Source organism: Pseudoalteromonas sp. SG44-1 (genome assembly GCF_014164315.1).
GTDB classification, from domain to species: domain Bacteria; phylum Pseudomonadota; class Gammaproteobacteria; order Enterobacterales; family Alteromonadaceae; genus Pseudoalteromonas; species Pseudoalteromonas rhizosphaerae.
The window spans coordinates 1-805 of sequence record NZ_JACJEW010000206.1 but is presented as its reverse complement, the minus strand read 5'-3'; the positions used below and the strand labels follow the sequence as shown (position 1 = coordinate 805).

At 41.5% G+C, this 805-nt stretch carries 1 protein-coding gene; it reads right to left on the bottom strand.

Annotation, left to right across the window (positions count from 1 at the left end; translation table 11 throughout):
- Positions 1-346: 346 nt before the first annotated feature.
- Positions 347-805, bottom strand: a 459-nt coding sequence (locus H5187_RS23795; protein ID WP_182798504.1) for a transposase, incomplete at its 5' end; no start/stop codon positions are given.

Genomic DNA, 805 nt, shown 5'->3' with positions numbered 1-805 from the left:
CGGCAAACACATATAGAGGCTCTCTTATTGCGATCTCATCGCAGCCTACTTTTTTCCATATCCTTATGGATTTGTAGGGGCACTAGACATTCATCGGTTAACCTAATCATGGCACTATTCAAGGCGGCTGGTTTCATCATGGTGATCCAGTTAGTTTCAGGCTCAAGTCAGGTGTAAGCGACTTTGTTTATTGTATTAATGCACGCGTACTGAGCATCTAATCAAGGCAAGTGGCTTAGGTCTGTAGGCATATAATCAGGTTAAACCTTACTGGTCATTAACTCACCCAATTGATTGATGCTCAGCCTTATATCCAGTTAGATGTTCAGCTCACTCAGTACCGTGACTAACTCTTTAAGAATTTTGCTTCATCGAATACCGTCTCTTTTTTAAGCATAAAATAAACACAGCGACCAAGCTTATGCGCAAGCGCTGACAGTGCTTTGGCTTTGCTCATTCGCTTTTGTAGTTTTTCAAGGTATTTGTTGGCGTTGTGATTGTGACGCAGCAGTAATACGGCAGCTTCCGAGAACGCCCATTTTAGATGTGCATTGCCAATTTTATTACCTTGGGTGCCATAGGTTTTGCCAGCAGACTCCGCTTTGCATTTGACCAACCGACTGTATGAAGCGAATTTTTGTACGCTTGAAAAGCGATTGATGTCACCAATTTCGTAAATGATAGTGAGTGCGAGAATGCGGCCTATACCATTAATTGTTTGCAAAATATTAAGGTGAACAGGGTTGTGTTGTTTAGCCATTTGTTCAATGTAATGCTCTAAAGGTTTAAGCTCCTTATGATAGCA